Here is a 23,523-nt window from a genome sequence, read left to right on the forward strand (position 1 = left end):
CATATTTTCCTTCATGATGAAAGAAGATAGGGAAGATGATGTTATAATTTATATGGAATAGTTTCCATCACTTGATTATGAGGGCTTTTTTTGGTAACGTACAAATAGAGTTATTAATTTATAATCATTATAAAGTAGAAGTTTTTTTATTAGTGTTACTGAATCTCCTTTATTACATACGGAGAATAATTAAAAAATAATCGGTTGTTCACACGATTGTCAGATTCATAAGAGGAAAGTTGTATTATGATAGTAGATAAAGTGATAAAACGGGTGAAGGGGGACATGCTGCGTGCATATTCTTGTTGTTAGTGTAAATTATCGAACAGCCCCTGTAGAATTTCGTGAGAAACTCACATTTCAGGCAGCAGAACTAGAGCGAGCGATGACTACATTACAAAATCAAAAGAGCGTGTTAGAGAATGTCATTGTATCAACTTGTAATCGCACTGAGATTTATGCTGTTGTCGATCAATTACACACGGGACGGTATTATATTAAGAAGTTTTTAGCTGATTGGTTTCAGCTTGAAATAGAAGAAGTCGCGCCATATTTAACTATTTTTGAACAAGATGGTGCAATAGATCATTTATTCCGCGTAACGTGCGGTTTAGATTCTATGGTAGTCGGAGAAACGCAGATTTTAGGTCAAATAAAAGATAGCTTTTTAGAAGCGCAACAAGTTAAAGCAACAGGCACAATTTTTAATGAATTGTTTAAGCAAGTCATTACATTAGCAAAACGTGCCCACTCAGAAACAACAATCGGGGAAAGTGCGATGTCTGTTAGTTATGCTGCTGTTGAGCTTGGAAAGAAAATATTTGGCGAGTTAACAGATTGTCATGTGCTTATTCTTGGTGCTGGTAAAATGGGCGAACTTGCACTGCAAAACTTATATGGAAGTGGTGCTCGTAAAGTAACAGTTATGAATAGGACGCTTTCGAAAGCAGAAGTAATGGCTGAGAAATATATGGGACATGCAAAATCGTTAAGCGAATTACAATGTGCATTATTAGAAGCAGATATTTTAATTAGTTCAACTGGTGCATCGGAGTATGTCATTACGAAAGAGATGATGACGAAGGTAGAGAAAATGCGCTCTGGTCGCCCTTTGTTTATGGTTGACATTGCAGTGCCACGTGATATTGATCCAGCGATTGATGAGCTAGAAGGTTCTTTCTTGTATGATATTGATGATTTACAAGGAGTAGTGGAGGCAAACCGTGCTGAGCGTTTGAAAGAAGCAGAGAAAATTCAATTTATGATTGAAGAGGAAATTGTTCTATTTAAAACGTGGTTAAGTACACTTGGTGTTGTTCCATTAATATCAGCTCTTCGTGATAAGGCACTTGCAATCCAAAGTGAAACGATGGTAAGCCTAGAGCGAAAAATACCAAACCTTAGTGATCGTGAGAAAAAAGTCATTAGTAAGCATACGAAAAGTATTATTAATCAATTATTAAAAGACCCAATTTTAGTAGCGAAAGAAATAGCTGCTGAAGAGGGAGCGAGCGAAAAATTAGCGTTATTTGCGAAGATTTTCGATTTAGAAACGGAAGACGTAGAGAGTTGTGCGGAAGAAGTAGAACATAAAAAAGTGTGGACACCATCCGTTCCATCTTTATAATTTGGAAGGATGATCGGATGAGTTTTTTAAATAACAGTATTATTTATCATATTGCAATTATTTTATATGCTTGTAGCATTAGTTTATATTTTATAGATTATTTCCAAAGTAACCGAAAGGCGAACCGATTTGCTTTTTGGTTACTTGCGATTGTATGGGTCCTGCAGTCTATTTTTATGTTGCTTAGGGCTACAGATTCAGAAACGAATCCTATTTTAACTTTATTATCAGGGATTTATTTTTATGTTTGGTTATTGATTACGATGTCGTTAGTCATTAATCGATTTATGAGAATCGACTTTTTAGTCTTTTTTACAAATGTTGTTGCATTTGGCGTAAGCGCTTTTTCTATTTTTACACCGCTCGGAAAGATGTCGCCAGTACTTGCGGAACAATTAGTTTCAGAACTTGTATACGTGCATGTCGGTATGGCAATTATTTCTTACGCAACGTTTACTGTATCGTTCATTTTTTCTATTATGTACTTATTACAATATCGCCTATTAAAAAAGAAAAAATGGAATGCGAGATTAAGAAGGTTAGGGAATTTACCGAAGCTAGAATCTATGTCTTACGGATTAAATTTATTTTCTGTTCCATTTTTCTTACTAGCAATTTTATTAGGATGTATATGGGGATATACAAAATTGGATAATTTCCATTGGTATGATACGAAAGTAATCGGATCTTTTGTCGTTCTATTTGTGTATTGCACAGGTTTATATTTACGAGCGGCAGATGTGTTGCAAGGTAAGAAAATTGTACAGTGGAATATCGGATCGTTTCTCGTAATGCTAGTAAACATTTTTCTATTAAGCAGTTTATCCAATTTCCACTTTTGGTATTTATAATGAGGAGAGAGAATTATGCGCAAAATTATTGTAGGATCACGAAAGAGTAAACTAGCATTAACGCAAACAAACTGGTTTATTGATCAGTTAAAAGCCCTAGGTCTACCATATGAATTTGAAGTGAAAGAAATTGTCACAAAAGGTGATGTTATTTTAGATGTTACTCTTTCAAAAGTAGGCGGCAAAGGCTTGTTTGTAAAAGAGATTGAACATGCGCTACTTACGAAAGAAATCGATATGGCTGTACATAGTATGAAAGATATGCCAGCCGTACTTCCAGAAGGTTTAATGATTGGCTGTACACCAAAGCGTGTTGACCCTCGTGATGCTTTTATCTCAAAAAATGGAGCATCGTTTAAAGAGTTAGCGGAAGGTGCTATTTTAGGTACGAGTAGTTTAAGACGTAGTGCACAGCTACTCGCTGCGAGACCAGATTTACAAGTTAAGTGGATTCGCGGGAATATCGATACACGTTTACGTAAATTAAAAGAAGAAGATTACGATGCGATTATTTTAGCGACAGCTGGATTACAAAGAATGGGCTGGGATGATGAAGTTATTACAGAACATTTAGATGAAGCGTTATGTGTACCTGCTGTAGGACAAGGTGCATTAGCGATTGAGTGTCGTGAGGATGATAAGGATTTATTGCAATTGTTAGCGCATATTAATGATACGATAACAGAAAGAACAGTGGCAGCGGAGCGAGTATTTCTTCATAAACTTGAAGGTGGATGCCAAGTTCCAATTGCTGGATATGCAACCCTTACAGAAAACGATGCAATCGAATTAACAGCTCTTGTCGGCTCTATGGATGGCTCTGTTTTATTAAAAGAGACAGTAGTGGGTACTAATCCTGAGGAAGTAGGATTAGAGGCCGCGGACCGTTTAATTAAGCAAGGCGCCAAAGAACTCATTCTTGCTGCAAATAAGGAGCAACAATAAATATGAACGCTCTCGCTGGAAAAACGGTATTGATTACACGTGCCCAGCATCAAGCGAAACAAATGAGTGTAGCAGTGAAAGAAAAGAGCGGAATTCCATTGGAAATTCCGCTTTTGCGTATGGAAGGTATGTCTCATAGGCAAATTCAACATATTGAAGAGCAGCTACATTCATACGACTGGGTTATTTTTACGAGCAGAAATGGTGTAGCTTTTTTTATAGATAGTTTAAAAAAGAAACTACCACTAACCATTAAAATCGCTGCGGTAGGTGTGAAAACAAAATTAGAGTTAGAAAAAAGGGGCTATCAAGTTCATTTTGTTCCCACTTCATTTGTTGCAGAAGCATTTGCAGAAGAGTTTCTAAAAGAATTAAGTGGAAATGAACGTATTTTATTTCCGAAAGGGAATTTAGCAAGAGAGGTAATTCCGGTTGCCCTACGGGAAATTGGTATTTCTCTAGATGAGCTAACCGTATACGGTACGAAAGTGAATATAGAAAAAAAGCAAGAGCTTATAGCGGCATTGAAGTTAGGGAAAGTAGACATTATTACATTTACGAGCCCTTCAACTGTTACTAGTTTTGTTCGTTTACTTAAGGGTACAAACTGGAGAGAATGGACAAAAAAATGTACAATTGCTTGTATAGGACCTATTACGGAAAAAGAGGCAAGTCTTTATTTTCCGTCTGTTATTGTGCCGAAAGAGTACACTGTAGAAGCATTACTACAATGTGTTTGTGAATCTATAAAATGAAAGAATGGGGATAGAAATCTATGAACTCTTTACAATTTAATCGTCATCGTCGTTTAAGACAAAGCGGGGGCATGCGTGCGCTTGTGCGTGAAACGTTTTTACATACGGAAGATTTTATTTACCCTATTTTTGTATTAGAAGGTGAAAATGTTCGTAATGAAGTTCCTTCTATGCCAGGCGTATATCAAATGTCTTTAGATTTATTGCAAGCTGAAATGCAAGAAGTTGTTGATTTAGGTATTCGTTCTGTTATTGTATTTGGTTTACCTGCTGAAAAAGATGAAGTTGGATCATCAGCATATTGTGATCATGGAATTGTACAACGTGCTATTCAGCAAATTAAAGGTGATTTCCCTGAGCTAGTAGTAGTTGCAGACACATGTTTATGTCAATTTACAAGCCATGGTCATTGCGGTGTAATTGAAGATGGTATTATTTTAAATGACGAGTCTCTTGCAGTTCTTGCGAAAACAGCTGTAAGTCAAGCGAAAGCAGGAGCGGACATTATTGCGCCATCAAACATGATGGACGGCTTCGTAACAGCAATTCGCCATGCATTAGACGAAAATGGTTTTGGACACGTGCCAGTTATGTCGTACGCTGTGAAATATTCATCAGCATTTTATGGACCATTCCGCGATGCTGCGCACGGTGCACCGCAATTTGGTGACCGTAAAACATATCAAATGGATCCGGCAAACCGTATGGAAGCATTCCGTGAAGCAGAATCAGATGTAATGGAAGGTGCAGACTTCTTAATCGTAAAACCAGCGCTTTCTTACTTAGATATCGTTCGTGATGTGAAAAATAACTTTAATTTACCAGTTGTCGCTTATAATGTAAGTGGTGAATATTCGATGATTAAAGCGGCAGCGCAAAATGGTTGGATTAATGAAAAAGAAGTTGTTCTTGAAAAATTAATTAGTATGAAACGTGCAGGAGCAGATTTAATTATTACGTATCATGCAAAAGATGCAGCAAGATGGTTACAAGAAGGAGGCGCTAAATAATGAAAAAGTTTGATAAGTCAATTGCAGCGTTTGAAGAGGCGCAAGACTTAATGCCTGGTGGCGTAAATAGCCCGGTTCGTGCCTTTAAGTCTGTTGGGATGAATCCGTTGTTTATGGAGCGTGGAAAAGGCTCTAAAGTATATGATATCGATGGGAATGAATACATCGACTACGTATTATCATGGGGTCCTTTAATTCATGGTCATGCAAATGATCGTGTTGTAGAAGCGTTAAAATCTGTTGCTGAAAGAGGTACAAGCTTCGGTGCACCAACAGAAATTGAAAATAAATTAGCAAAACTTGTTATTGAGCGCGTGCCATCAATTGAGATTGTGCGTATGGTTAACTCTGGAACGGAAGCAACAATGAGTGCACTACGTTTAGCTCGTGGTTATACAGGTCGTAATAAAATCTTGAAATTTATCGGTTGTTACCACGGTCATGGTGATTCGTTATTAATTAAAGCTGGTTCTGGTGTGGCGACTTTAGGTTTACCAGATAGTCCTGGTGTACCAGAAGGTGTAGCGAAAAATACGATTACAGTAGCTTATAACGATTTAGAAAGTGTAAAATACGCGTTTGAACAATTCGGTGATGATATTGCTTGTGTAATTGTAGAACCAGTAGCAGGAAATATGGGGGTTGTTCCTCCGCAGCCTGGATTTTTAGAAGGTCTTCGTGAAGTAACAGAACAAAACGGTGCATTGCTTATTTTTGATGAAGTAATGACAGGGTTCCGAGTAGCTTATAATTGTGGCCAAGGTTATTATGGCGTAACGCCTGATTTAACATGCTTAGGTAAAGTAATCGGTGGTGGTTTACCAGTAGGAGCATACGGTGGTAAAGCGGAAATTATGCGCCAAGTTGCGCCAAGCGGACCGATTTACCAAGCTGGTACTTTATCAGGTAACCCACTTGCAATGGCGGCAGGTTATGAAACGTTAGTACAGTTAACGCCAGAATCATATGTAGAATTTGAGCGTAAAGCTGAAATGTTAGAAGCTGGATTACGTAAAGCAGCTGAAAAACATGGCATTCCTCACCATATTAACCGTGCAGGCTCTATGATTGGTATTTTCTTTACAGATGAACCCGTTATTAATTACGATGCAGCAAAATCTTCAAACTTAGAATTCTTTGCGGCTTACTATCGTGAAATGGTAGAACAAGGTGTATTCTTACCGCCATCTCAATTCGAAGGTTTATTCTTATCGACAGCACATAGTGATGCAGATATTGAAGCGACGATTGCAGCAGCTGAAATTGCAATGTCAAAATTAAAAGCGTAATGTATTAGAGAAAATCGCTCTCCATAAGGGGAGCGATTTTTTTTATTCATAAAGTAAGCTTTCCGCACATAAATCTGTAATGACATATAGTTTGGGAGGGGGAAAAGAAGTGGCTGCAGATCATTCATTACGATTTTCATTAAAAGAATCTGTGTGGTTCCAAAAAGGACAGGAAGTCGAAGAACTTTTGTCAATTTCGTTAGATCCAGACGTTGAGATAGAAGAGCTTGATCATGAAGTAATCGTGAGAGGACAATTAGATTTAACGGGAGAGTATGTTGCACGAAAAGATGATTCAGCGTATTCATTAAGAGAACTATCGCCAGCAAAGTCAATTGATTATGTAGAAACAAGAGAAGATGGGGTTAATGAACTTGTTCATTCCTTTCCACTTGAAATATCAATTCCGAGAAATCGAGTGAAAGTAATTGAAGAGCTATATGTATCAATCGAGGAATTTGATTATGAATTAAAGGAAAATGGTTGCTTACAATTATTAGCGGATATATCTATTACCGGTTTGTGTGATGAAGAGAGAAGCGAGGATGAAGTTGAAGAGGAAGAAACGGTGTATGCTGAGTTAGAAGAAGATTCAGCGCAAGAGGATGAAAATAGACCGGCGCCGCATGTAGAAGAACCAGCATATAAGGAATCAGATGAGTGGGAAGATTACGCATTTGAACCGTTCCAATTAGAGGAAAGAAAAGAGCAGGAATTAGAAGAAGAGAAAATAGAAGAACATGAATTTGTGGAACGTGAAGAGGAGCAAGAAACAACGCCGCAATTTGAACTGTTCGGACGAAAAGATTTCAAGAAAGAAAAAGCAAAAAAGCAGGAAGAACAAGAAGAAGAGTACTCACAGCGAGATGAAAATGCGCTTTATTTAACAAAACTATTTACGAAAGAACCGGAAGAAGAATTTACAAAGTTAAGAATGTATTTCGTGCAAGAAGGGGATACAATTGAATCTATTGCAGACCGTTATGAAACGTCTGTACAAAATTTACACCGTGTCAATCAAACAGAAGATATATTTTTAAATACGGGGCAAATTATTTATATTCCCGTTTCAAGGGTAAAGACGAAATAAGGAAGTGAGTGTTTTCACTCACTTCCTTTCTTAGAGGCTATGTTTTGAATAGAAAGGGTTATTCGTATGGATATTGAGTTGCGAAATCACTATGAACCTATCGTGAGGCAATATAGATTGGATACGCAGCATATGGAAGAGCACGGAAATGTAATGAAAATTTATACGAATCAAGGTCCATATGCACTCAAGAAAATAGAAGGCAGAAAGTTAGAGCGGAATAACTTTCTGCATCATATTCAATATTTGAAGGAGAAAGGTTTTTCAAATTATGTACCTATATATCATGCGACGGATGGAAGTTATATTTTAAGTGACGGGACGTATAATTATTATTTAATGCCTTGGTTAGAACGTGCAGAAGGAAACGGTGATGACAATGATCAATACCATAAAATGTTTCAGACACTTGGAACGTTGCATCAAAAAACTGTGAAGGAAGAAACGTATACGGAAGAAGATTTAGAAAAACATTATACAAGTATATCCGATCGTTGGGAAAATGATGGTGAGATGTTAGAAGAGTTTCTCGTAGAATCTGAATCAAAATGGTATATGTCCCCGTTTGAATTGCAATATTGTACGTACTATCATCATGTAATGAGAGCGCGTGAATTTGCAACGAAGCAATTAAATGAGTGGAACGATGCGATGAAAGAAAAAGAGAAAACGCGTATTACTTTTGTGCATGGTAATGTGTCACTTAATCATTTTTTATTTGACTATGAGCGGAATGGCTATTTTATTAGTTTAGAAAAATCGAAGTTTGCAACGCCTGTGCAAGATATAGTAGGTTTTTATTCACGGTCTTTAAACACATATCCAATCGCAAGAAGTGATCGGTTTGAATGGTTTCAAATGTATCAAAAAAATTTCCCTTTTACGAAAGAAGAGCAACTACTTATGTTTGCGTATATGACGTATCCATCGCAATTTATTCGGCAAATCCAGTCTTATAAGAAAAGAAGAGATAATCGCAACGAGGAAAATGAACTGCGCGGAGTAAAGAGTTTGCAACAATCGCATTGGCTCGTTAGCAATATAGAATATTTCCTGTCGCAATTACAAGCTGCCCAGCAAGGGAACGGATAAAGTAAAGGCATTCTCCGCTGATGATTAGCCTTCACCAATTGGGCGTTTACGGGCAGCAGGGCTCCCATCTAACTTCTTTGCTTCAGCTGAGTTTTGAGGTGAAGGTCTTACTGCCCGCAAATAGCGGGGGAAAGAAGATAAGTAGAGGATTCTACTTATCTTCTTTTTTTTGCACGAAAAGCTGTAGTTTTAAATTTATCTTGACGAATAAGGTTTCGTTTTTTACACTATTGTATATAATTATTAACAATCATATAAATGCCTTGAAGGGGAAGAGTATAACATGAAACGTCTTCAGAGAGGAGAATCATTAGCTGAGAGATTCTCTAGATAGTTATGTTAGAAGGTAGCCCTGGAGCATCTTTTCTGAACGGAATAGTTCTTATTAGGAAAAGACGGATTTGTCCGTTATCAAATTAAGAGTATAAGCAAATTATGAATTTGTTTGTAAATAAAGGTGGTACCGCGATGTCCCTCGTCCTTTTTGGATGAGGGACATTTTTTATTTTAAGGAGGGAAAATAATGTCAAACACGGAAAAGAATTTACCAACTAAATATGATCATATGTCCGTTGAAGAAGGCCTTTATCAATGGTGGCTTGAAGGCAAATATTTTGAAGCAACAGGAGACGAGAAGAAACAACCGTATACAATTGTAATTCCACCTCCGAACGTAACTGGTAAGTTACACCTAGGTCATGCTTGGGATACAACTCTTCAAGATATTTTAACTCGTACGAAGCGTATGCAAGGATACGATGTACTATGGCTTCCAGGAATGGACCATGCTGGTATCGCAACACAAGCGAAAGTAGAAGGAAAACTTCGTGAAGAAGGTATTTCACGTTACGATCTTGGCCGTGAAAAATTCCTTGAAAAAGCTTGGGAGTGGAAAGAAGAGTACGCTTCTCACATTCGTCAACAATGGGGGAAAGTTGGTTTAGGACTAGACTATTCTCGTGAACGATTCACATTAGACAAAGGTTTATCAGATGCGGTTAATAAAGTATTCGTTCAATTATACGAAAAAGGCTTAATTTACCGTGGTGAATATATCATCAACTGGGATCCAGCAACACGTACAGCTCTTTCTGATATTGAAGTAATTCATAAAGAAGTTCAAGGTGCATTCTACCATATGAACTATCCGTTAACAGATGGTTCTGGTCACATTCGTCTTGCGACAACTCGTCCAGAAACGATGCTTGGTGATACAGCAGTAGCAGTTCATCCAGAAGACGATCGTTACAAACATTTAATCGGAAAAACAGTTACACTTCCAATCGTAGGCCGTGAGATTCCGATTATTGCTGATGAGTACGTAGAAAAAGATTTCGGAACGGGCGTTGTAAAAATTACACCAGCTCATGACCCGAATGACTTTGAAGTAGGTAACCGTCATGACTTACCACGCATATTAGTAATGAACGAAGATGGAACAATGAACGAAAAAGCTGGTAAGTATAACGGTATGGATCGTTTCGAATGCCGTAAAGAATTAGTAAAAGACTTACAAGAAGCTGGCGTATTAGTAGAAATCGAGCCACATATGCATTCAGTAGGTCATAGTGAGCGTAGCGGTGCAGTTGTTGAGCCTTATTTATCAACACAGTGGTTCGTAAAAATGGCTCCACTTGCTGAAAAAGCAGTAGCGCTTCAACAAAAAGAAGAAGAAAAAGTAACGTTCGTACCAGAGCGTTTTGAAAACACATATTTACGTTGGATGGAAAATATTCATGACTGGTGTATTTCTCGTCAATTATGGTGGGGACACCGTATTCCAGCTTGGTACCATAAAGAAACTGGTGAAGTATACGTAGGTACAGAAGCACCAGCAGATATTGAAAACTGGAATCAAGATAACGACGTACTTGATACATGGTTCAGTTCAGCGTTATGGCCATTCTCAACACTTGGTTGGCCAAATGAAGATTCAGCAGATTTCAAACGTTACTATTCAACAGATGCACTAGTAACGGGTTATGATATCATCTTCTTCTGGGTATCTCGTATGATTTTCCAAGGTTTAGAGTTTACAGGAGAGCGTCCATTTAAAGATGTATTAATTCACGGTTTAGTTCGTGACGAGCAAGGTCGTAAGATGAGTAAATCTCTTGGTAACGGTATTGACCCAATGGATGTTATCGAGAAGTACGGTGCAGATGCAATGCGTTTCTTCTTATCAACAGGAAGTGCACCAGGTCAAGATTTACGTTTCAGCATGGAAAAAGTAGAATCTACTTGGAACTTCATTAATAAAATTTGGAACGCATCACGTTTCGTATTAATGAACATGGATGATATGAAGTATGAAGAAATCGATTTAACTGGTGAAAAATCAGTAGCAGATAAGTGGATCTTAACGCGCTTAAACGAAACAATCGAAAGCGTAACACGTAACATGGATAAATATGAGTTCGGTGAAGCTGGTCGTTCATTATACAACTTCATTTGGGACGATTTCTGTGATTGGTATATTGAAATGGCGAAACTTCCACTATACGGTGAAGATGAAGCAGCTAAGAAAACAACTCGTTCTATTTTAGCTTACGTATTAGATCAAACAATGCGTCTATTACACCCATTCATGCCATTCGTAACAGAGAAAATTTGGCAACATTTACCGCATGAAGGCGAGTCTATTACAGTAGCTGCGTGGCCAACAGTTCGCGAAGATTTACAAGATACGGAAGCTGCGGCAGAAATGCACCTTCTAGTTGATATCATTCGCTCTGTTCGTAACATCCGTGCAGAAGTAAATACGCCAATGAGCAAAAAAGTTCAAATGCAAATTAAAGCAAAAGATGAGGCTGTACTTGCTCAACTTACGAAAAACAGCTCTTACATTGAGCGTTTCTGTAACCCAAGCGAATTAACAATTCAAACAGACTTACAAGCGCCAGAAAAGGCAATGACTGCAATCGTATCAGGTGCAGAGTTATTCTTACCGTTAGCTGATCTTATCAATCTTGATGAAGAGAGAGCTCGTCTTGAGAAAGAACTTGAGAAGTTCGATAAAGAAGTAGAACGTGTACAGAAGAAACTTTCTAACCAAGGTTTCGTAGCGAAAGCTCCTGCAGCGGTTATTGAAGGAGAGCGTGCGAAAGAGCAAGATTACCTAGAAAAACGCGAAGCAGTTCGTCAACGTCTAGCAGATCTTGAAAAGTAAAAATGTTTTTAGAGACTCACTATATTGGTGAGTCTCTTTTCTTTGCGTATAATAGAACTATGAAAGTTGTCTATTGAAAGGGGAAAAACATACGTGATACATACATACGAAGAAGCGATAGGGTGGATCCATAGCCGATTGAAATTTGGAATTAAACCAGGATTAGAAAGAATGAGATGGATGTTAGAAGAACTTGGAAATCCAGAGCGTCATATAAAATGTGTTCATCTTGCTGGTACAAATGGAAAAGGTTCAACGTTAACATATATGCGTTACATGTTAGAAGGCGCGAAATATAAGGTAGGAACGTTTACCTCTCCTTACATCGAATCATTTAATGAACGCATTAGTGTGAATGGAACACCAATTGCAGACGAAGAGATTACTGAACTTGTAAAGATGGTAAAACCAGTCGTTGAAAAACTAGATGAAACGGATTTAGGGGAAGCGACAGAGTTTGAAATTATTACTGTTATGGCGATTTGCTATTTCGGTAAAGTCAATTTCTGTGATGTTGTTTTATTTGAAACAGGGCTTGGTGGACGTTTTGACTCTACCAATGTTATACACCCTGTCCTCACGATTATTACGAATATCGGTCACGATCATATGCATATTTTAGGAAATACACTAGGGGAAATTGCATATGAAAAGGCGGGGATTATTAAGTCTGGCGTGCCGGTAATTACTGGTGTACAAGATGAAGAAGCTTTGCAAGTCATTCAAAATGTTGCAAAGGAAAACCATGCAAACTTATACGAACTTAGCAAGCATTTTACAGCGTTACATAAACAGTCTAATGAAGATGGGGAACAGTTTGATTTTACTTGTCCTTTTTCCGCATTTGAAGATTTGCAAATCTCAATGAAAGGCATTCATCAAGTAGGAAATGCAGCGTTAGCACTTATGGCAGTAATGTATGTAAAAACATATTTATCATTTTTAATTGAAGAAGAGGAAATAAGAACGGGATTACTGGAAGCATATTGGATTGGGCGCTTTGAAAAGTTGCAAAGTAACCCGGATATTATTATAGATGGTGCTCATAATCCAGAAGGTATCGAAAGCCTTGTGAAAACAGTAGAAGCGCATTACAAAGATAAAAATGTAATAGTGTTATTTACTGCTCTTGGTGATAAACAATTACATAACATGGTAGGCCAATTAGAAACCATTGCAGATGAAATTATTTTTACAACATTCGCCTTTGATCGTGCTATTTCTGCTGATAAGCTTGCATCATATTCACAGAAAGAATCAAAATTAGTTTTTGAAAATTGGAAAGAGGCAATTGATACAAAAGTTGAAATGATAGCAGAAAATGATGTTTTTATCATAACGGGTTCTCTTTATTTCATTTCTGAAGTACGAAAATATATTCGCGAGAAAAACTAGATAGTCTTTGCTATCTAGTTTTTTTGTTCTACAAATGAAGTCAAATGCATACATATAAGATAAATATATAGGGTTATTTGGCGAATTCCTCTGACAAATATCTCGTTTTTTTATGAAATGAATATGATATGATGCGGACAACGATAAGAGGTGAGGTGTGAGTGTATGGACAAGCAATCACGAACGATCTCAGTGAAAGTGAAAGGAACAGAAGCGAAGTATGAGGAAAAAAAGAAAGATGAATTTGAATGGATGGTAGTAGAAAGTGAACGACCGAAAAATGTTGTTCCGTTTCAAAAAGCGAAATCAATGTCTGTGGAAAAATACCGAAAGAAGTGGAGTAATACATTAATTGTAATCGTTGCAACTGCAATCATTATCGGTACGGCGTTTGGAATGGGGATGCTTCATTTACTTACTGGACAAGGAACGACAGGAGGAAGTGAAGTGACAGCTTCAAGGCCGACTGGAAATGGAGAATCAAGGGTGGGTGGAACGGCAGAACAAACACCAGCACCGAAAGAAGAAAAACAAAAAGCACAGGCAGGAACGTCATTGGATCCGATGAAATTATTTTTTGTTCAAGGGGGGCTTTATTCTTCTGAAGAAAAGGGACAGGCAGCTCTTGAAGAATGGAAAGGCAATGGGGGCATTGGTGCTTTGAGACCGAGCGGTGATAAGTATGCAATAGTTGTTGGTATTGCTAGCGATGAACAGTCTATAAATCAATTAATGACTAAGTATAAAAATGATGGTGTCTCCGTTTTAAAAAAGAGCTGGGATATAACAGATAAAGCATTGCTGAAAGATGATAAAGAAGTAGGGACATTTTTAACAAAAGTGCAGCCATTATACACTCATTTAGCAAAATATGCTTCTAGCGTACAAGTTGGTGGAAAAAGCAGCCCAAAAGATATAGAAGCAATTGAAAAAGAATGGAAAAAGGTTGAAAAAGAAGGGGAAAGTATGAAACGAGAAGAAGCAAAGAAACTGTATATGTATACGTCGGTAGCTGTACAAACAGTAAAAGATGGGAAGATGGATAAGGAATCTTTGGCGAAATTAAATCAAGTTATTATTGATGGTTTACTCTCGTATGAAAAAATTGTTTCGTAGAAAGTGAAATGATAGGATAATAAAATGAGTAAGAAAGAAGTACATGTACTTCTTTCTTTTCTTTTGAATTTAGAGCAAAGTGCTTTCTCTATGATGGGAATATAATCGTATGCAATAAAGAAGTGTTATTTTAGTTAGAGAAATTAATATTTCTTTCATTTGTGGGCAAACTATTCCTTTGATACGATTAATATAAATTGTTCTGCTTCATGTGAGAAAGGAAGGAGAAAATATGAGAAAAATAATTTTAGCTTCAGGATCACCTCGGAGGAAGGAATTGCTTGAGTTAGCTAGTGTGCCATTTGAAATCGTTGTAAGTGAAGTAGAGGAAACAATTGGTGCATATTCATCGCCTTCTGATATTGTAATGTCGCTTGCCTTGCAAAAAGCATCAGCGGTGGCAGAAAATAATAGTGATCACATTGTGTTAGGTGCAGATACAATTGTTACATATGAGTCGCGTATTCTTGGTAAGCCTTCTAATGAGGATGAGGCGAAAGAGATGTTACAATTACTATCAGGGAAAACACATGAAGTGTATACAGGTGTTGCGATTATAGCAAAAGAAAAAACGGTTACTTTTTATGAGCGTACAGAAGTTACATTTTGGGAGTTAACAGAAGAGGAAATTGATACATACGTCGCGTCGAAAGAACCTCTTGATAAAGCCGGTAGTTATGGGATTCAAGGTAAAGGATCTATTTTCGTTCAAAATATTCAAGGGGACTACTATAGTGTAGTTGGCTTACCAATCGCACGCCTCGTTCGGGAATTAAAACAATTTGATATTGATGTAACCCATGCGTAAAATTGCATGGGGTTTTCTTTGAGAGAACAAATAAAGGGGTGGAGAGATGAACGGTATTCGTGATGTTGTAAGAGAAGAACAGCCACGGGAGCGTTTATTGTTAGAAGGTGCTGGAAGTTTATCAAATCGAGAGCTTCTCGCAGTGTTACTCAGAACAGGTTCTAAAGAAGAAACAGTTTTAAAGTTGTCAGATAAAATTTTACACCAATTTGATGGCTTACGTATGTTGAAAGATGCAACATTAGAGGAGCTAATTAGTATACATGGTATTGGGATTTCAAAGGCATCGCAACTTATGGCAGCCTTTGAACTAGGCAGAAGAATGGTACGTTTAGAATATCAAAATAGATATAGTATTCGAAGTCCAGAAGATTGTGCGAAATACATGATGGAAGAAATGCGTTTTTTACAACAAGAGCATTTTGTTTGTGTAAATGTAACATAAACACTAATAAAATTCTATATCTAATACTTCTGTAACTCCGTCTTTTTTATCAATTTTGATATTCTCTATAAACATACTCATAAATTGTTTCTTTTCATCAGGAGATAGATGAAACCAATTCTTTTTGATATTATTCACTTTTTCTTTTATCACATCTACATCTATCTCTTGATGGTTATTCACCTCTAAAGTTTGTAACTTTTTTTTAGCAGAATTCAATAATATTTTTGTTTCATTCATCCGTTCTGTAAATTCATCGTCTGTCATTAAGTCGTTTGACCAAGCCTTTTGGTATTTTTCTCTTTGTTTTTCCACTTTTTTAACTTGTTTCTTTAGTATTTCTAATTCGTTATTTTCATTATTTATTTTAGGTACTTGTTCAAATTGTAAATTTGAAATGTAATTCATTAATGCAGATTCTACCTTTCTTTCACTAGTAGCAAAAGGTTTAGTTGTATGTTTATTCAATGCGCACGACTGGCATCGATATTGATTACACTCCACATGTTGCTCATCTTTTTTTCTGTAATATCTGGATCGTTCACTACTTAAACGATTCCCACAATTAGGGCATATTAATTTCATTTGATATATAAAAATTGAATGCGTTTGTCTCTTTTTTATGTTTTGTCTGCTAGATAATATTTTTTGTAATTGTATAAACCGCTCCTTAGTAAGGATTCCTTCATGTGCACCTTCAATTATTTCGTTAGACCACCTTATAGCCCCGTACATGGCGTTATTAGAAAGAATATCTAATATGGTACGTATATGCCATTTGTAGCCCCTTATAGGCTTAACATAGCTGTCTAGATGGATGGCGAGCTGTCTGATAGAGTAACCTTCTTCGATTTTTCTTACCATATCTAAAACCACTTTACTCTCAATCTCATTTATTACAAGTTTGTTATGTTTATTTTTATCGAATCCAAAAGGAGCTTTTGCTGAATATTCTCCTTGTCTAGCTTTTTCTAATTGCCCCATTCGTACACGTTCGCCTAAATTTTCTCGTTCCCATTGAGCAAGTGCAGCAACAATTGTAATGAACATTCGTCCCATTGCTGTAGAAGTATCATACACCTCTGTTGCAGATTTAAAAGCACAGTTATATTTATCAAATGTATCAAGTAACTTGTACAAATCCATAACAGAACGAGTTAAACGATCTAAACGATAAACAAGAACAGTAGTGATTAAGCCTTGCTGAATATGATTTAATAAAATACTTAATTGTGGTCGATTGGTATCCTTTGCTGATACACCTTCATCCACATAAAACTTAAAATTATCCCAGTCTTGTGCTACACAATATGCTTTTAATTTCTCGCGTTGAGCTGAGATAGAAAAACCATCTCGTGCTTGTTCCTCTGTACTTACTCTTATATAAATCCCAACAGTCACTATTATCTCTCCTTTTAAAAAATAGGACAGCTGTACGGGCTGTCCATTAAATTCCTAGCGCTAAGGATTTAATTACTTTTGTATTAGTCTAATGAAACGAAGTACATTACTACTTTACCGTGTATTTTTATATTCGTGGCATCTTCGTAAGATACTGTGTAATCAAAGAAACAATTATCATAAGAATCTGGTCGGAATATTAAACGTTTATTATCCTTGTCATTAAAGAAACGCTTTACACAATAATCACAACCGTTACTAAAAACAACCATGTCATTATCATAAAGTTCTTCTAATGTCACTTCTTTTACAGCAATTAAAGAAGAATGAGGTATGACTTTATTCATTGAATCACCATTAACACGAGTCATAAAAATATCTTCTCTACCTGCCCATTTCCCCATTAATGAATCAGGAATACGTATAGTTTCCAAATCCATTTCTGTCATTCCGTCAACTTGTATAGGTAAACCAGCTGAAATTGAAGTTGGGAAATAAGTGTAATCAGATTCATTTACTAAAGAAATAATTTGATTAGTAGTCTTATACACCTCATTTGTAGATGGAAACAGATCATTAATTGATATATCTAATGCTTGTGCAATTGCGAATAGCACATCTTGTTCAGGTTCATTTGTGCCATTTTCATAAGATGAAATTGTATTATGTTTTTTTCCTATTTGTAAACCTAATTCTTTTTGTGTCATTTTCTTTAGTTTCCTAAAGTTTTTAATTTGTTGACCAACATATTTAGAAACATCTTGTTTCATGAAGTTTCACCTCCTGTCTTATTTCATTATATCATATTTCATGAAGTTTTAAACTAAAAATTTCATATAACAAGAAAATAAATAATAAATTTCATAAAATATGAAAATAATTGTTGAATTATGTCACAACTTCATGTAATATGAAGTTGTCGAAAGTGAGGTGGATTATTTTGCAAAACAAACTAGTATCATTGCGTATGTATAATAGGTTAACACAACAAGATATGGCTAATTTAATAGGAACTGATAAAAGAACATATGTTAATAAAGAGCATGGAGTTACTCAATTTAAAGCCAATGAAATGTTCTTGATCGCTCAAAAGCTAGGCAAAGGTATTGAAGAAATTTTTTTACCAACAAACTTCATGAAACATGAAGTTTCAGAGACGGATGGTGCTATTAATGGAACGAACTGTATTGGATAATCCACCAAGTGAAGAAACAAAGTTAAGAATGGTGGAATTTTTCATGAAAACATCTATCCCTCGTATTTTAGAAGAAGAACGTAAAGAAAAACTAGATAAGGAAGGTGAATAATCATGAAAAACGGTAAAAATCCAACAAAAAAGGAAAAAATGCATATCGAATCATACAATTTAAATCCTGAACATTGGTTAATCTTTAAAAAAGTAAGTAACGAATTACATTTATTACATCGTTATACAAATACAACTAAAGTAATTGCAAAAGTATATTAATTAGGAGGAACGTAGCATGAATCAATTAACAGCAGCAAACGAACAAGCATTAGTATTTGAAAACAACGGAAGAGTAGTAACAGATAGTTTAATGATTGCTGAAATGTTCGAAAAGACACATGACAATGTATTAAAAGATATTAGAAAACAAATTGAATATGCGGGACCTGAATTTTCACTCGTAAATTTTCACGAGTCAAATTATGAAAATGAGCGTGGGCGAAAATACCTTAAGTACAACTTAACAGAAGAAGCTTTCACGCTAGTTGCAATGAGTTACAACACAAAAGAAGCTGTTCAAATGAAAATTAAGTTTATTGAAGAGTTTAAACGAATGAAACAACACATACAAAATCAGCAACAACTTCCTAAAGATCCGATGAGTATTCTGAAACTCACATTTAATGTTTTAGAAGGTCAAAAACAAGAAATTCAAGATATTAAATCAGATGTGAAGGATTTAAGAGAAAACGCTCCTTTATATGCTATCGAATGTGATGAAGTATCAAAGGTTGTAAGAAAGTTAGGGGTTCTTCTATTAGGTGGTAAGGAATCTAATGCTTATAGGGATGTTAGCCTTAGAAAAAAAGTATATAGCGATATTTATAGTCAATTACATAGAGAGTTTGGAATTAGTAGTTATAAAGCTATTAAACGTCATCATTTAGATAGAGCGATTCAAATCATTAATGAAGAATATTCACTTCCAATTATTTTAGAAGAAGAAATTACAGCTACAAATGCACAAATAAATATGGCGGAAGTTCAGTAGGAGGAGCAATCATGCAACAAAAGATTTTAGTAATTACTAGTAATTTCGCAGGTTTTCCAGGTATCAGTGAATTTCACACAAAAGAAGCTGCAAAAGAAGAAGTTAAAAAGTTGATTCAAAAAGGTGTAAGTCCCAAATCAATTCGTGTAACGCAAGAAATCCCTATGAATATTGAAATACAAGTAGATGTTGAGATTTAGAAAGGTTTAGGTGAGAAGAAACAATGGAAGAGAAAAAGATGATTGAGGTTTTTCGATTTAAAACCTTAACAGGTCAAGTTCCAGAAGCAAACGATAAATTCAGAGATATTTATTCTGCAGTTCAATATCAGTACGAAAAAGATTATCAGGTAGTTATTTTAGTGCCAGAGGATGAAGTGCAATTATATCAAGAGTTTGTGCGAAATTGTACGGAATTATTGGAAAGGCTAGAAAAAGAAAATAGTGTGCTAGCTCGTAAACTAGCACACAAATACAATTTTAGACTACGCTAATTGACTTAACAGCGGATGTGAAATAGAAATCAGCATCGAGGCTATCGCTGATTGCGAACATATCATGTGAAAGTAGGAATCCACCAATTCCCAATCTTTCATCTACTGTCTCTAATGCAGATCCTTCTTTTTCAAAATCGCCCTGCCTATTACCTATGTAGGCTTGTTGAAGATAAAACTGTGTTTCACTAGGTTTTTCAGTTTTCGATGAGTTATTAATTCCAACTAAGATAGTATCTTCATGGATTTTAATTTTCTCACCGTCAAGCATATTTATGATTATCATATGTATCACCACCCTTCAAAGGTATATTTTACAGTAAAAATAACGATATAGCATTTATAAAATGCAATGTTGATCTAGATTGTTAAAAGAATGTAGGAGGCAATTAATATGGAAGTCATGATTGATTTAAATACATTTGCTGATGGAGCACTTGCTGAAAGATTTCATCAAGAGTTTGAGCGTGTAATGGAAAATATGGCGGATTTAAATACTGATCCTAAAAAAGCAAGAAAGATTGTTTTAACACTTTCGTTTGCTGGTGATAAAAAGCGTGATGTATGGAATTGTCAGGTTCAAGCCACTTCGAAACTAGCACCAACAGAAGCGGTAGAGTCTAAGATTCTATTAGATATGGACCAAAACGGAAATTTAGTTGGTCAAGAGTTAGCTTCCGGGATCCAGGGACAGTTTTATATGGATCTACAGGGTGATGTGAAAACAGATGTTGGACAACCTGTAGAAGAAGTAGAAGAAAAAGAACAAAATCAGGCTGCTGAGAAGCAAACAGTAGTAATCGATTATATGAAAAGTAAATCTAATTAAGAAAAGGGGAAATAAAAATGACTATGACAAGAGAAGCAATTGAAAAAGTATTAGAGATTGGAACGATTGAAACACATAAAATTGGGGAACAAACTTATTCAACACAACGATTACATCTTGTGCAAGAACCAACACCAGCAGAGATTATTGTTCGTAGTTTATCTGGTTTAGTAGGTTACGTGAAATCAGAATTTGACACAACTGAACCTGTAATGATTCATATTGTAAATCCAACAACGGTAAGTTGCTTTACTGCGGTTAATGGAGATAAGGCTAGAAGTACTTATATCGAAGCACAAGCATCCATTCCACGTTTTAATTTTGGAAATTTTTATGACAGAGAAGAATTTAATATTGCATTGCAATCAGGTTTTGTACAAAACAATCATCGCGACATCGTTTTACAGGTAGTTGGTACCGTTGTAGAAGAAGATGTAAAGGAAATTGGAGATGACGGTGTATCACAAGCTGTAACTGTGAAAACAGGGGTTGCTAGTAGAGGGAATGCAAAAGTACCAAATCCAGTTCAATTAAGTCCATATAGAACGTTTGTTGAAGTAGAACAACCAGAAAGTAAGTTTGTATTCAGGATGCGTGAAGGTGCTCGTTGTGGTTTGTTTGAAGCTGATGGTGGGGCTTGGAAATTAGAAGCAATGAATAACATTAAAGAGTACTTAAATAAAGCATTATCGCAAGAAGTGGAATCTAAAAAGGTGTTTATTTTAGCCTAATGGACATTATAACGGTAGAAAGTACAACGAATGTCTGTATCTTTGGATTAGGGATAGCGGTACTTGCGTATGGAGTTTATAAAGGCGGTACTTTCATTGAACGAAAGTTTGATGAAAGTGATCGTTTAGAAAGGGAGCGTTTAAACAATGGGAACCGAAAGCAGAGTGCTTCCAGAACATTTGATGATGGCATCAGAGTTAGAAAAAGAGCGTAAGGAATGCATACAGAACCGACAACTTTTATATAAACAAATGGAGCAAGCCAATAGAAACGGCGACAAAATTGCTTATGTTGAACTTCATGATTTATATCAAAAGCAAAATAGCAGAGATTTAGAAATATCAAAGGAGTTATCAGCCATGTACTTCAAAAAAATAAAAAACGATTCTTCTAAAGAAAGAAAAAAGGTTTTACAAGTAGCAGATCGTTTGGAAGAAGTGGGAGGAAGAAAAGAAGTTGTCGATAGTATTCGACGTAATTCATAAAAAAGAACCCGCTGCAACGGGTCCTATTAGAAAAAAATTTACTTGATAAGTATAGCATTAAATATAGTTCTTGAGAATTTATGAGGTGGCTTTTATGGGAATTATCCGAGTGAAAAAAGACAGCAATTATTCTGTCATAAATAATACCGGTTTAAAAGATGAAAGGTTGTCTTGGAAGGCAAAAGGGATTTTAGCTTATGCGCTTACATTACCTGATAATTGGACTTTTCATATAAGTGAGTTATCTCAACACGCCAAGGACGGGGAAGACTCGTTACGTTCAGGGTTTAAAGAGTTAAAAGCGCTAGGGTATATAAAGCGTTACCCTGTTCGTGATGAAAAGAGCAAGAAGATAACAAATTGGGAAACTGAAATTTATGAAACGCCAGATATGGGAAAGCCATATATGGAAGAGCCACTTATGGAAAAACCACATGTGGAAAAGCCACTTGTGGGAAACCTACATGTGGAAAATCCGACACTACTAAATACTAATATACTAAGTACTAATAAATTAAATACTAATATACAAAATACTAATTATTATCATGATGATAATAAAGAATCGAAATCACATGTATTAGTCGATGAAGAATTTAAGATCAGTTATAACTTTTTAAAAGGTGAAGGAATTCCGTTAAGTGAAATTGCCATTACGGAATTAGGAGAGTTTTGTGATTCGTTTGGTAGCGAATTAATTAAACATGCTGCTCACAAAGCTATTGATGAAAATAAGCCAAAATGGAATTACATTAAGGCCATTTTGAAAAGCTGGGAAAAGCAAAAAGTAAAAACATTAGATGATGTTGCTGCATTAGACAGACGCTTTGAAATGAGTAAGAACAAGCGATTGAATGGCTCGGGACCAGGTCATTCAAATAGAAAAGAAATTGTTCCAGATTGGTTACGTGAAGATGTTGAGCCAACTAAAAAAGAAATTGAAAAGCAAAACTCGCAATCTATTGATGAAGAGCGTGAGAGATTGCAAGAAATGCTAAACAAATATAAATCATAGGAGCGATTTACATGTTAAATCCATTTGAAGATGTAATTGGAGAAGAGTGTTATAAATGCGAAAATCCTTTTCCTGAGTCTGATATGAGTAAAATATATATTTCTGGTTTGGAAAGGACTTTATGCAAGCAGTGTAGAGAGCAGCTTGAACAGAAAGTAAAAGTGTTAGATTTTCGTGTCATTCATGATGTTCTAAAGGAATTAATAAAAGGATTCGGCCGCGAGAAAGTCCGTCAATTTGATTTAGTAACTGCAAAAAGATACGTGATTGACAACGGAGTAGATCTAATGATTGAAAAACGTGGTGGCAAGTTTAATCAAGAACCTTTAGGTGAATGTGTTTCCTTATCTACCAAAGAGTTAATTACAGTCATCGAATTTTTAATGAGAAAAATGAATCCTAATCTATGGATGAATGCGGTGATAGGGAATGTGTTAGATCAACAAATGATTATTACGCTTTCACCGATAGAAGGTGAATCAAATGACTGAACAAATCACAATAGATCATGATTTTATTTATGAGCCACTTATAGATACATACATGGTGGATATTGTTACAGAATCAGGATTTAAATTAGAATTTTGTGAAGCTGAAACGAAAGAAGAAGCGGCGTTAAAAATTCGTGAAAAATATCGTAAGAATTATAGTTTTAAGATTCGTAGTATTGAAGTTTCGAATAGATCGTTAAAAGAAATTCAAGAACTTAACTAACAATTGAATAGGAGAAGATACT

28 protein-coding genes, 1 pseudogene and 1 other annotated feature are annotated in these 23,523 nt (G+C 35.8%); of the genes and pseudogenes, 26 read left to right on the top strand and 3 right to left on the bottom strand.

Features of this window, described 5'->3' with window-relative positions; genetic code table 11:
• Positions 1–292 precede the first annotated feature (292 nt).
• The 13 genes and pseudogenes from hemA to QCI79_RS19485 form a co-directional block, all read left to right on the top strand.
• A complete protein-coding gene (gene hemA / locus QCI79_RS19425) occupies positions 293–1,627 on the top strand; it encodes a glutamyl-tRNA reductase (protein WP_000547867.1) in 1,335 nt (444 codons plus the stop codon).
• A 17-nt stretch (positions 1,628–1,644) separates the two neighbouring features.
• Positions 1,645–2,478, top strand: a complete 834-nt coding sequence (locus QCI79_RS19430; RefSeq protein ID WP_000008991.1) for a cytochrome c biogenesis protein — start codon at positions 1,645–1,647, stop codon at positions 2,476–2,478.
• Positions 2,479–2,493: 15 nt separating this feature from the next.
• Positions 2,494–3,423 (top strand): hydroxymethylbilane synthase, encoded by a 930-nt coding sequence (gene hemC, locus QCI79_RS19435; protein WP_001226396.1) that lies wholly within the window; start codon positions 2,494–2,496, stop codon positions 3,421–3,423.
• A gap of 2 nt (positions 3,424–3,425) precedes the next feature.
• Entirely contained in the window at positions 3,426–4,178 is a 753-nt protein-coding gene (gene hemD / locus QCI79_RS19440; protein ID WP_000992340.1) for a uroporphyrinogen-III synthase, read from the top strand.
• A gap of 20 nt (positions 4,179–4,198) precedes the next feature.
• Complete coding sequence (gene hemB, locus QCI79_RS19445) at positions 4,199–5,188, top strand: porphobilinogen synthase (protein ID WP_001087065.1); 990 nt, start codon at positions 4,199–4,201, stop codon at positions 5,186–5,188.
• The gene (hemL, locus tag QCI79_RS19450; protein ID WP_000712943.1) at positions 5,188–6,477 is read left to right on the top strand and encodes a glutamate-1-semialdehyde 2,1-aminomutase; all 1,290 of its coding nucleotides are present in this window, start codon (positions 5,188–5,190) and stop codon (positions 6,475–6,477) included. Before hemB ends, hemL begins: the two co-directional genes overlap by 1 nt.
• A 79-nt stretch (positions 6,478–6,556) precedes the next feature.
• On the top strand, positions 6,557–7,567 hold the full coding sequence (spoVID, locus tag QCI79_RS19455) for a stage VI sporulation protein D (protein WP_003285397.1): 1,011 nt from the start codon (positions 6,557–6,559) through the stop codon (positions 7,565–7,567).
• A 66-nt stretch (positions 7,568–7,633) separates the two neighbouring features.
• Positions 7,634–8,659, top strand: a complete 1,026-nt coding sequence (gene ysxE / locus QCI79_RS19460; RefSeq protein ID WP_000350653.1) for a spore coat protein YsxE — start codon at positions 7,634–7,636, stop codon at positions 8,657–8,659.
• 254 nt (positions 8,660–8,913) lie between these two features.
• Positions 8,914–9,145 (top strand) — a binding site (T-box leader).
• Between the two features lie 37 nt (positions 9,146–9,182).
• The gene (locus QCI79_RS19465; RefSeq protein WP_000072250.1) at positions 9,183–11,828 is read left to right on the top strand and encodes a valine--tRNA ligase; all 2,646 of its coding nucleotides are present in this window, start codon (positions 9,183–9,185) and stop codon (positions 11,826–11,828) included.
• Between the two features lie 93 nt (positions 11,829–11,921).
• Positions 11,922–13,223, top strand: a complete 1,302-nt coding sequence (locus QCI79_RS19470) for a bifunctional folylpolyglutamate synthase/dihydrofolate synthase (protein WP_000582068.1) — start codon at positions 11,922–11,924, stop codon at positions 13,221–13,223.
• A 165-nt stretch (positions 13,224–13,388) separates the two neighbouring features.
• Complete coding sequence (locus QCI79_RS19475) at positions 13,389–14,339, top strand: hypothetical protein (protein ID WP_021727679.1); 951 nt, start codon at positions 13,389–13,391, stop codon at positions 14,337–14,339.
• A 232-nt stretch (positions 14,340–14,571) separates the two neighbouring features.
• Entirely contained in the window at positions 14,572–15,147 is a 576-nt protein-coding gene (locus QCI79_RS19480) for a Maf family protein (RefSeq protein ID WP_001226291.1), read from the top strand.
• Positions 15,148–15,193: 46 nt separating this feature from the next.
• Positions 15,194–15,580: pseudogene (locus tag QCI79_RS19485) on the top strand (UPF0758 domain-containing protein); the annotation flags it as partial.
• Between the two features lie 15 nt (positions 15,581–15,595).
• Here the strand turns inward: QCI79_RS19485 and QCI79_RS19490 are convergent.
• Together QCI79_RS19490 and QCI79_RS19495 are read right to left on the bottom strand one after the other, a co-directional pair.
• On the bottom strand, positions 15,596–16,993 hold the full coding sequence (locus QCI79_RS19490; RefSeq protein ID WP_021727680.1) for a recombinase family protein: 1,398 nt from the start codon (positions 16,991–16,993) through the stop codon (positions 15,596–15,598).
• Positions 16,994–17,076: 83 nt separating this feature from the next.
• Complete coding sequence (locus tag QCI79_RS19495) at positions 17,077–17,763, bottom strand: helix-turn-helix domain-containing protein (protein WP_021727681.1); 687 nt, start codon at positions 17,761–17,763, stop codon at positions 17,077–17,079.
• Positions 17,764–17,933: 170 nt separating this feature from the next.
• Between QCI79_RS19495 and QCI79_RS19500 the strand changes: the two genes are divergently transcribed.
• From QCI79_RS19500 to QCI79_RS19525, 6 genes are read left to right on the top strand one after another with little or no spacing between them, the layout of a single operon-like run.
• Positions 17,934–18,188 carry a helix-turn-helix transcriptional regulator gene (locus QCI79_RS19500; protein WP_001180112.1) on the top strand — a complete coding sequence of 85 codons (255 nt, stop codon included), beginning with the start codon at positions 17,934–17,936 and terminating at the stop codon, positions 18,186–18,188.
• Positions 18,166–18,300, top strand: coding sequence for a hypothetical protein (locus QCI79_RS19505; RefSeq protein ID WP_000442628.1), 135 nt, complete (start codon positions 18,166–18,168; stop codon positions 18,298–18,300). The genes QCI79_RS19500 and QCI79_RS19505 overlap by 23 nt, the downstream gene beginning before the upstream one ends.
• Positions 18,301–18,302: 2 nt before the next feature.
• Positions 18,303–18,461: a DUF6906 family protein gene (locus QCI79_RS19510; protein WP_021727682.1), complete on the top strand. Its 159-nt coding sequence runs from the start codon at positions 18,303–18,305 to the stop codon at positions 18,459–18,461.
• 16 nt (positions 18,462–18,477) lie between these two features.
• Entirely contained in the window at positions 18,478–19,233 is a 756-nt protein-coding gene (locus QCI79_RS19515; RefSeq protein ID WP_048549490.1) for a Rha family transcriptional regulator, read from the top strand.
• 11 nt (positions 19,234–19,244) lie between these two features.
• The gene (locus QCI79_RS19520; protein ID WP_001186273.1) at positions 19,245–19,433 is read left to right on the top strand and encodes a hypothetical protein; all 189 of its coding nucleotides are present in this window, start codon (positions 19,245–19,247) and stop codon (positions 19,431–19,433) included.
• A 23-nt stretch (positions 19,434–19,456) separates the two neighbouring features.
• Positions 19,457–19,726, top strand: a complete 270-nt coding sequence (locus QCI79_RS19525) for a hypothetical protein (protein ID WP_021728136.1) — start codon at positions 19,457–19,459, stop codon at positions 19,724–19,726.
• On the opposite strand, the gene QCI79_RS19530 is transcribed toward QCI79_RS19525, so the two are convergent.
• Positions 19,713–20,012 carry a hypothetical protein gene (locus QCI79_RS19530; RefSeq protein WP_000583967.1) on the bottom strand — a complete coding sequence of 100 codons (300 nt, stop codon included), beginning with the start codon at positions 20,010–20,012 and terminating at the stop codon, positions 19,713–19,715. The two genes, QCI79_RS19525 and QCI79_RS19530, sit on opposite strands and share 14 nt — an antisense overlap.
• 108 nt (positions 20,013–20,120) lie before the next feature.
• On the opposite strand from QCI79_RS19530, the gene QCI79_RS19535 reads away from it, so the two are divergent.
• From QCI79_RS19535 to QCI79_RS19565, 7 genes are all read left to right on the top strand, one after another.
• Complete coding sequence (locus QCI79_RS19535) at positions 20,121–20,555, top strand: hypothetical protein (RefSeq protein WP_000453492.1); 435 nt, start codon at positions 20,121–20,123, stop codon at positions 20,553–20,555.
• A gap of 17 nt (positions 20,556–20,572) precedes the next feature.
• Positions 20,573–21,286 (top strand): hypothetical protein, encoded by a 714-nt coding sequence (locus QCI79_RS19540; RefSeq protein ID WP_021727971.1) that lies wholly within the window; start codon positions 20,573–20,575, stop codon positions 21,284–21,286.
• On the top strand, positions 21,286–21,501 hold the full coding sequence (locus QCI79_RS19545) for a hypothetical protein (RefSeq protein WP_021727970.1): 216 nt from the start codon (positions 21,286–21,288) through the stop codon (positions 21,499–21,501). Before QCI79_RS19540 ends, QCI79_RS19545 begins: the two co-directional genes overlap by 1 nt.
• Complete coding sequence (locus QCI79_RS19550; RefSeq protein WP_021727969.1) at positions 21,473–21,772, top strand: hypothetical protein; 300 nt, start codon at positions 21,473–21,475, stop codon at positions 21,770–21,772. Before QCI79_RS19545 ends, QCI79_RS19550 begins: the two co-directional genes overlap by 29 nt.
• Before the next feature lie 94 nt (positions 21,773–21,866).
• On the top strand, positions 21,867–22,787 hold the full coding sequence (locus tag QCI79_RS19555; RefSeq protein WP_048549491.1) for a DnaD domain protein: 921 nt from the start codon (positions 21,867–21,869) through the stop codon (positions 22,785–22,787).
• Positions 22,788–22,798: 11 nt separating this feature from the next.
• Positions 22,799–23,278, top strand: coding sequence for a hypothetical protein (locus QCI79_RS19560; RefSeq protein WP_021728134.1), 480 nt, complete (start codon positions 22,799–22,801; stop codon positions 23,276–23,278).
• A complete protein-coding gene (locus QCI79_RS19565; protein WP_000139235.1) occupies positions 23,271–23,501 on the top strand; it encodes a hypothetical protein in 231 nt (76 codons plus the stop codon). The genes QCI79_RS19560 and QCI79_RS19565 overlap by 8 nt, the downstream gene beginning before the upstream one ends.
• The last annotated feature ends 22 nt before the right edge of the window (positions 23,502–23,523 follow it).

The sequence above is a fragment of the Bacillus cereus group sp. MG1 genome (assembly GCF_040460035.1).
In the GTDB taxonomy this organism is placed as follows: Bacteria; Bacillota; Bacilli; order Bacillales; family Bacillaceae_G; genus Bacillus_A; species Bacillus_A cereus.